Source organism: Paeniglutamicibacter terrestris (assembly GCF_012271785.1).
GTDB classification, from domain to species: domain Bacteria; phylum Actinomycetota; class Actinomycetes; order Actinomycetales; family Micrococcaceae; genus Paeniglutamicibacter; species Paeniglutamicibacter terrestris.
Window position 1 is genome coordinate 183,156 of sequence record NZ_JAAWVT010000008.1, and the last position, 8,488, is coordinate 191,643.

The window sequence follows — 8,488 nt, forward strand, 5'->3', positions numbered from 1 at the left end:
CAGTGCGGCCCTGCCGAGCCGGATTTCGCGGATTCTGAAGGACATGAATACCGTTTCGACCTTAGCCAGTTTCATCATCGGATCGGCGCTTCTGCTGGTGCCCACCGTCAGCATGCCGCCGGGCACCATAGCTGCCAGTACCGTCACTGCGCCATCACATGCCTGGCAATGGCCGCTGTCACCCAAGCCAAGCATCCTGAACCGCTTTGACCCGCCGGCCGAGCGCTGGCTCAGCGGGCACCGTGGTGTGGATCTTGAAGGATCCCTCGGTGCCACCGTCACGGCCCCGGCAGGGGGCATCGTTTCCTATGTCGGAACGATCGTTAATCGTCCAGTACTGGTGATCAGCCACGGTTCCGGATTACTGTCCAGCTTCGAGCCGGTACGCAGCACCTTGAGTGTTGGCGCCATTGTGGCTACAGGAGATGAGATCGGAATGATCGGGACCGGCGCCCACTGCAATGCCCGCTGCCTGCATTGGGGGCTGCGACTGGATGGCCAATACATTGATCCGCTGCTGACGATCCTTGATACCCGACCCTCGATTCTGCTGCCTCTCGATTAGCCGATGGAGCTGAGGCTACGAGCCGAAGTCCGCGATCGCTTCTTCGTAAACCCTGAGCATCAGGGCAGTCTGCCGGCTTTGCAGGAACGATGTCGGGTCGAAGGACGCCGTCACCGGGCCCGCACCCGAACTCACTTGCTCAACACAGCGCTCGAGTGCCGCGGCCAGGTCTTGAACCGAGTCGCCAGCGGTCAGCCAGTACGTCCCGGCGGGCAGGTCTTCGGCGATGGACTTGTCGCTGAGCAAACTAGGAGTTCCCAAGGCTGCTGCCTCGAATACAGTCATCCCTTGGGTCTCGAAACCCTGGGATGTTTGGACCAGTGCATCGGCTCGCCGAAGTTCGGTGAGCATTTGTTCATAGGGGACCTTGCCGCGGATAAGAACCGTTGGCTTATCACTGGCTTTAGCTTTCGCTTCGGCCTTGGCCCGGTCGGCACCGTCACCAAAAATGTGGATCTCGGCGTCGATGTTTGACATCTGAACGGCATCGAGGAACGGCAGCAGCCTCTTCTCGGCGCTGAATCTACCGACCCAGGCCAACCGTGGGCGTGCCGAAGGCTCCGGGACGGGTGAGGCCAGCAACTGCTCGGCGATGGAGTCATCCATCCCGTTGGGAACCACATCTACCTCGGGGAAGACCCCTTGGTCTTGCAACAGCCGGGCGAAGTGGCTCGACGGTGCGGTGACCCGCTGCGCGTTTTCGGTAAAACGGGCGAGGTAGGTCCAGGCATCCGCAGCCACCGGCTGGCCGGTGCGCAAGAAGGCTCGCTGGGCCAGCCCGAAGCCGCGTTGGACTAGACCCGGCAGCGGCATGGTTGCCGCGATCCCCACGTCGAGACGGTTGTGCATGGTGTGTACGACCGGAACGTTGCGTCGGTCAGCGAAGCGGTAACCGATCAGGGCCTGCCAGAAGTCGGCCTGGATGTGCACCACGTCTACCGGTCCGCGTGCCGCCATGGCTCGATCCAGCGCCGTATCGCTAATACCACCGGGAATACACAACGAGTACTCCCCCGGCCCCAAAGGGACGGAGGCCAACTCGATGATGGCCGGATCCGCTGTGTGGGTGCCCCGGTACTTCGGCGACACGATCGTCACGCGGTGTCCTGCTAGTTCAAGGAATCGCCGCTGCAGTCGGACCGAGGTCTGCATGCCACCGAGGGTGTCGGGGTGCTGGTCAATGAAGATGGCGCAATGCATGAACCGAGGTTTTCCTTTCGGGCGAGCCGGTGGGAGCCGGTTCCTGAAGCGTTAGGGCGTGGTTGGGGGAACGATATAAAGCCCGTTGTCCTACCCGCCTTGAGCCTATCTGAGATGGCGTATTCATTAAGGCGACTACGCTTTCTTGCCGCGCTTAGCCTCCAACAAAAAACGACCCAGCCCACATCCTTGACATCAGGATCGAGCTAGGCCGTTCATCTGTAGGGCGGGTGGGGCTTGAACCCACGACAAAGGGATTATGAGTCCCCTGCTCTAACCAACTGAGCTACCGCCCCTAACCGGTTCATTTCGTATTCCGCCACCATCGGCGGCGAAACGCGAAACGTCCCCAGTCATCCTAATGGATTCCCACGCGGGTTTTCATCTTCCACGCCAAAAGGACAATCTTGATGACTCCGCCTAGGGCAAGAAGTCCTCGGCGGTTGCTCCGCGGTACAGCGCTTCAAACGTATCCATGGTCTTGGTTTGACTGTGTTTGGCCGCCTTTGAATGCCCTGCCTTACCCATGACGGCCCGTTCCTCCGGGACGAGGGCAAAGATGGAATCCAACCTGCTGGCCAGGTCCTCACGATCCCCCGGCTCAAAGAGGTACCCGTTGGAACCGTCGTCAACTAGATGCGGCAGCGCCATGGCATTAGCCAATACCACCGGCCGGGAGGCCGAGAGCGCCTCGAGCGTCACCAGTGACTGGAGCTCAGCGGTTCCGGGCTGGCAGAACACATCGCAGCGCAGATAGGCGCTGCGCAGCTCGGCGTCGTCCACATGGCCCAGGAAATGGACCCTTGAGGACAAACCCAGTTCGGCGGCCTGCTTCTCTAGCGGACCGCGCTGCTCTCCCCCACCAACAATTTCTAGGTGAGCTTCGGGCGAGGTCTTCATGAGCTTGAGGGCATCAACAATTTCATTGACGTTTTTCTCAACAGCCAGCCGACCAACAAACAAAATGGTGGGGTACGGGTTGCGCTCAATGACTTCGCTCTCGCCGCGTTCGTAGTTGCTCGACTCAATCCCATTGGACAGCGGAAGCACGTGGTTCAGGCGCGCCTGTTGGCTCATGGCCCGAGCCGCCAGCGGCGTCGGGGTAGTGACGACGTTCGCCTTACCCATAATCTTGCCCATGTCACGCCAGGAGTTGCGGGCAACGATGCGTTTGAACCACTTAGGGAAGGGAAGGAACGGATCAAGGTTCTCCGGCATGAAGTGGTTGGTGGCTACGGTCCGAATTCCCTGCTTATTCGCATACGCCAGCACACCCTGACCAATCATGTAGTGGCATTGTGCGTGAGCCACGTCGGGATTGATCCTTTTCAGCAACCGCTTGATCTCCGGGTTAATCTCCCACGGGAAGCAGATCCTGAAGTATTCATGGGTCGGCACCGAATGCGAGCGCAATCGGTGCACGGTGGCTTCGGGAGTGACTTCGCTAAACGAAGGACCGGAATCGGGACGGGTGGTAATCACGTGCACCTCGTGCCCGCGTTCAGTCATCGCAATGGCCAGTCGATGGCAAAAGACAGCAGCACCGTTCACGTCCGGATAATAAGTCTCCGCCGCAATCACGATTCTCAATGGTTTCTCGCCCGTCACAGGGTGTATTCACTCCTTGACATGGCCGTTATTCGAGGCCATGGTCGTTGTTTCATTGTCTTGTGTGGCGTGTGGAGCGTACCCGGGGGTTCCGCTATTTGCTTTCAGCAAGCTTGGTACGTCGTTTGGCTTCGGCCCTGCGTTCGAGCACCTCCGGATGGTGGCGCGACAGAGCGATCACCCCAACGATAGCAATGCATCCGGCCGCAACCATGGTTAGTGCAATGGCGGGTCGAACATTGGGATCGAGTTCACCAAATATCGCAATCCCAATGCTAATTCCTACAATCGGGTCAATGACCGTCAGCCCGGCAATGACCAGGTCCGGAGGACCCTTGGAATATGCATTCTGGACAAAGTACGAACCCAGCAGGCCGGCCACGATGACGGCCAGAACCGAATACCAGGAAACGTTGGCGATGAAACGTCCGTTGGGGTCAAGAAGCGCCACGGAGATGGTCCGGACCAGCACCGCAACAAATCCGAAAAGTACTCCCGCTCCCAGGATGTAGAAGAACGCTCCCAGCCGGTGAGGGAAGAGCAGCAACGATCCGCCAAACACCACCACGGCGATGGCGAGGATCAAGATCGTGTGCAGTTCCTGGCCTGAAGTAATCCGGTGGTTCTCGGCGCTGACCTCGATGGCCAAGATGACGAACGCGGCGCTTCCGAGCATGCAGGCAATGATCGCCAGTATGGTGGGCCGATTCATCTTGATGTTGTATTCACGGGCATTAACAACCGTGGTGATCACCAGAGCAATGGCACCAATGGGTTGAACCACGGTCAACGGTGCACTGGCCAAGGCATAGACGTTTAGGGCCATGCCCACGCCCAGCAGCAATAATCCAAAGACCCAGCGCGGAGTTCTGAAGAGACGAGCGATCCCCAAACCGGTCACGTTCAGGCCGCCGGCGCTTGACCTAACGGCGCTGGATTGGCGCTGGGTGCCAAAGGCCAGGAAAAAGGCGCCAGCGACCGCAGCGCAGACCGCCAGCCAGATCATATGGTCCCCGACTTCAGCAGCTTGGCCTTGCGCTGGGCCTGCACAAAGTACTGCACGGCTGCCACCACATGGAGCACACAAGCCACCGCGAGCGTCCATGTGGCGATGTCACCCAGAATGGTCCCCTTGCCCCAGTTGGTATTTCCCAGGAGCAAAAATGGGGTGCCAATGAGCAAGAGCGCGGTCCGGATTTTGCCCAGGTTGCTGACTTTAAGGTGCGGGCTCCCCCTGAAGAGCACCAGCGTGTTGATGATCAGAATGAGATCCGGAATCACGATAGCGAAGACCAGCCACGCGGGCGCAATCTCGGTCGCGACGAAGGTGGAGGCAACAACGATGAGCGCTACCCGGTCGGCAACGGGATCCAACCATTTTCCTACCGTGGAAATCTGATCAAGGCGGCGTGCAGCATATCCGTCGATCCAGTCGGAGGAACCAAGGATCACCAGGGTGAGTGTGGCCCAACCATAGTGCAGCGTCACCGTTTGCCAGATGAACAGCGGCACCAGGAGGAACCGGCACACCGTGATGAGGTTCGGAACCGTCCAGAATGTTGTCAGTAGCCGGTACTCAAAATTGTCGCGTGTCCCCGCTCCAATGATGCGCATGCCCGCCTCCTGCCCATTGATCCAGATTCCATGGTCTCTGCGCCGCGGAATCGATATGAATTCTCGCGGCGTATTTACCGCGGAACGTTATTGCTACTTACTCAGCAGCTTGCGCAAGAAAACAAAGAACATCGTGATTGAGCCAGCCATGATGGCCAATGGCCGCCACCGTTCGCTCAACGCTTCCTTAGCATTTTGACCCTCGAGTCCGCTGAGCGATGCCAGCTTGCCGGTTGCCTTTTCCACGCCTTCGGACATCTTCACCGATGCGGTGTCTGCCAGGTGTCGGGCTTGGCCCGCAGCCTTGGTCACAGCATCGCCAGCTGCATGACTGGCGTCGGAGATCTTCTCACCGAAGTGCAGCGGAGCCTCAATTTTTTGCCCCAGTCCATCGCGGTGCAAGGCAATCTCTTCACGACGTTCGCGGGTGCGAATGAGCAGCTCATTGTGGGTCGGCTTTTCGGGCTGCGACTCTTTGGCCTCATCCGAGTCTTTGTCTTTACTCTTGGGCTTCTTCGGCTCTTTAGGCTCATCGAGGCTTGCGACGTTGAAGGCGCTGCCCTCTTTGACCACGCCGATGTCATGACGGATACCGCGGATGGCTTCGTCCGGCATCAATGGCATGGCCTTTTTGACCATGCCGTAGGCGATTGCGGCAAGGATCAAAGCAAGGACCAAGAAACCGGCGGCAACAAGCAGCGCTGACAACCAAGGATCGATGACCGTTCCGATTCCCATGATGAGGGCAACCACAAGTGCAATCGTCATCAAGCTGAGCAATACCAGTGCCAGAATCCCCGCACCTGCTGCGACTCCGACGTGGATTCCCTTTGATTTCAAGGTATAGGCCGCGATGCGCGCCTCATCAGCCAGCTGGTTCGGGATCAAACGCCCTAATCCAGTGACCTGCCCCCTAATGGTCTGTGGGGTTGACTGATATTGAGTCCCAGTCGATTGCGATTCGGACATGTTGTCTCCATTCCATGCGGGCATGGCCCAGCCCGCTCACCCCAAAACTATCACTCGGACGTGCTTAAACGCCTCACCCTGAAGAGCTACACCCACGGTATGAGAGCGCCTCGAGAGAATATTCCTGACTGTTCCCCGAGTATGCGATGCATCGGGCAGTCAGTGATGGGCCAGCTCTTTGACTTCCGGGCCCGAGGAATCGCGTTGGTTGGATCTTTCCGAAATCGCGGCGATAGCCGGCTCCAGCGGGGAAGAATCCCGAGGACGTTCAATCGACAGAGCCGATCTTAAGCACCTTTGTGGAGCGGAAAACTAGGCCCGAGAACTCCCGTCGGACGATGTACATCGGTGCACAACATTCGGTGCTCGCCTGTTGAGCAACGCCTGCGCTTGGGGGTTGTGCCGCTTTATGGGCAGCGACTGTGGAGTGTGTCACGGCGTCAGCGTGGAGCTCGCTTTATCCCGTCAACCGGCCACGCGCGTATTTGGGAACCACGGTTGTCCGCGTATCTAGGCAGCATGCTCTGCTTGCGACTGCAGGAACCAAAAAAGACCGGGTGGTCTGCACTTATGCAAACCACCCGGTCTTATCTTTGCTCCTCCGACTGGACTTGAACCAGTAACCCTTCGATTAACAGTCGAATGCTCTGCCAATTGAGCTACGGAGGAATGAAGCAGGTAAAACATTACCAGAGCTGCCGATCTATTCCCAAATCGTTGCCCTCCCAGTCCTAGAGGTACCGGCACGCTAGCTGCGGGACTGGCTTATCGAGCGCGTTGGACGCGTTCCTCGTCCCATACCGGTTCCGCGGATTCATAGACTTTGCCGCTGGATCCGAAGACCAAGAACCGGTCGAAGGACTTTGCAAACCATCGGTCGTGGGTCACCGCTAGAACTGTTCCCTCGAAGGATTCAATGGCTCGTTCCAGCGCTTCGCCCGAATGCAGGTCAAGGTTGTCGGTGGGCTCATCAAGTAGTAACAAGGTGGCCCCGGAGAGCTGCAGGAGCAAGATCTGGAATCGAGCCTGCTGACCTCCCGAGAGCGAATCATATTTTTGTTCCGCCTGACCGGCAAGGCCATATCCGTCTAGAGCGCCGGAGGCTGCCTCCCTGGCCATGCCCGAGCGATGTTCGTCCCCGCGGTGCAGGATATCTAGCAGGGTCCGACCGATGAGGTCTGGGCGACTGTGGGTCTGCGCAAAGAAGCCAGGGCGGATGCGTGCGCCCAGCTTGACGGTGCCCTCATGCGGTACCTCGGCAATTTCGAAGTCCGAGACCGGCAGGTGTTCACGTTCCGGGTCCGTTCCGCCGGCGGCCAACAAACGCAGGAAGTGGGATTTTCCAGATCCATTGGATCCGAGAATTGCCACCCGGTCGCCGAACCAGATCTCGTTACTGAAGGGCTTCATGAGACCGGTCAGTTCGAGCTTCTCGGCGACGATGGCGCGCTTTGCGGTACGCCCGCCCTTGAGCCTCATATTGACGTTCTGCTCCAACGGGATGGCTTGGGGCGGCCCAGCTTCCAAGAATTTGGCAAGGCGTGTTTGCGCCGCGTGATAGCGGTTTGCCATGTCCGAGCGGAAGGCTGCCTTGTTCTTGTACATGTTCACCAGCTCCTTGAGCTTGGCGTGTTCTTCATCCCAACGCTTGCGCAACTCTTCAAAACGCTCGTTGCGTTCGCGCCGCGCATCCACGTAGGAGCCGAAGGCTCCGCCGTGGATCCATGCAGAGGCTCCGGAGTGCCCGGGTTCTAGTGTGACGATGCGATTTGCGGAGTTGTTGAGCAGCTCGCGGTCGTGACTGATAAACAAGACCGTCTTGGGTGAGGCGTTGAGCGTTGCTTCCAACCAGCGCTTGCCCGGTACATCGAGGTAGTTATCGGGCTCATCGAGCAACAGAAGCTCATCCGGTCCCTCAAAGAGTGCCTCAAGGACCAGACGCTTTTGCTCACCGCCGGAAAGGGTTGAGGCCAGCCGGTGTCCGGCTCTTTCGAAGGGAACTTCAAGAGCCGCCATACAGACCTTGTCCCAGGCCGTTTCGAGCTCGTACCCGCCAGCGTCTCCCCAATCGATGATCGCTTGGGCGTAACGCATCTGGATTTTTTCGTCGTCGGATTCCATCATGAGCAGCTCGGTTTCATCCACTGCCTTGGCGGCCGCTGCTAGGTCCCGCGATGCGGTGGACACCAACAGGTCACGGACGGTTGACTCGTCCCGCACCTGCCCGACGAACTGCCGCATGATGCCCATGCCGCCGGATCGACCCACCACCCCTTCGTCGGCTTTAAGGTCGCCGGCGATGATCTTGAACAGCGTCGTTTTTCCGGCGCCGTTGGGTCCGATCAGAGCCGTCTTTGAGCCCGAGGTGACCTTAAAGGTCACGCCGCCCAGAAGCTGTGTTCCGTCGGAAAGGAAGTAATGGATGTCGGATACGTCGATATGAGCCACTGCCCCATCATACGGTTCTCCGCAGTGCGAATGCGTGTTGGGGCTTTTGCGGCGCAGTGATCGCCGGGAACTAGCCCCAAATTA

The 8,488-nt window shown here is 58.7% G+C and carries 7 protein-coding genes and 2 tRNA genes; 1 reads left to right on the forward strand and 8 read right to left on the reverse strand.

Features of this window, described 5'->3' with window-relative positions; translation table 11 throughout:
- The first annotated feature begins 43 nt into the window (after nt 1-43).
- Nucleotides 44-565, forward strand: coding sequence for a M23 family metallopeptidase (locus HED64_RS15565; RefSeq protein WP_168152896.1), 522 nt, complete (start codon nt 44-46; stop codon nt 563-565).
- Nucleotides 566-580: 15 nt separating this feature from the next.
- On the opposite strand, the gene HED64_RS15570 is transcribed toward HED64_RS15565, so the two are convergent.
- From HED64_RS15570 to HED64_RS15605, 8 genes are all read right to left on the reverse strand, one after another.
- Entirely contained in the window at nt 581-1,765 is a 1,185-nt protein-coding gene (locus HED64_RS15570) for a glycosyltransferase (protein ID WP_168152897.1), read from the reverse strand.
- A gap of 222 nt (nt 1,766-1,987) precedes the next feature.
- A tRNA-Ile gene (locus HED64_RS15575) sits at nt 1,988-2,061 on the reverse strand.
- 124 nt (nt 2,062-2,185) lie between these two features.
- The gene (locus HED64_RS15580; RefSeq protein ID WP_168152898.1) at nt 2,186-3,373 is read right to left on the reverse strand and encodes a glycosyltransferase; all 1,188 of its coding nucleotides are present in this window, start codon (nt 3,371-3,373) and stop codon (nt 2,186-2,188) included.
- Nucleotides 3,374-3,467: 94 nt separating this feature from the next.
- Entirely contained in the window at nt 3,468-4,379 is a 912-nt protein-coding gene (locus tag HED64_RS15585; protein WP_168152899.1) for a DMT family transporter, read from the reverse strand.
- Nucleotides 4,376-4,987, reverse strand: a complete 612-nt coding sequence (locus HED64_RS15590; protein WP_168152900.1) for a CDP-alcohol phosphatidyltransferase family protein — start codon at nt 4,985-4,987, stop codon at nt 4,376-4,378. Before HED64_RS15590 ends, HED64_RS15585 begins: the two co-directional genes overlap by 4 nt.
- Nucleotides 4,988-5,080: 93 nt before the next feature.
- The gene (locus tag HED64_RS15595) at nt 5,081-5,956 is read right to left on the reverse strand and encodes a phage holin family protein (RefSeq protein WP_168152901.1); all 876 of its coding nucleotides are present in this window, start codon (nt 5,954-5,956) and stop codon (nt 5,081-5,083) included.
- Nucleotides 5,957-6,552: 596 nt separating this feature from the next.
- Nucleotides 6,553-6,625, reverse strand: a tRNA-Asn gene (locus HED64_RS15600).
- A 96-nt stretch (nt 6,626-6,721) separates the two neighbouring features.
- Nucleotides 6,722-8,404, reverse strand: a complete 1,683-nt coding sequence (locus HED64_RS15605) for an ABC-F family ATP-binding cassette domain-containing protein (protein WP_168152902.1) — start codon at nt 8,402-8,404, stop codon at nt 6,722-6,724.
- Nucleotides 8,405-8,488: the final 84 nt, after the last annotated feature.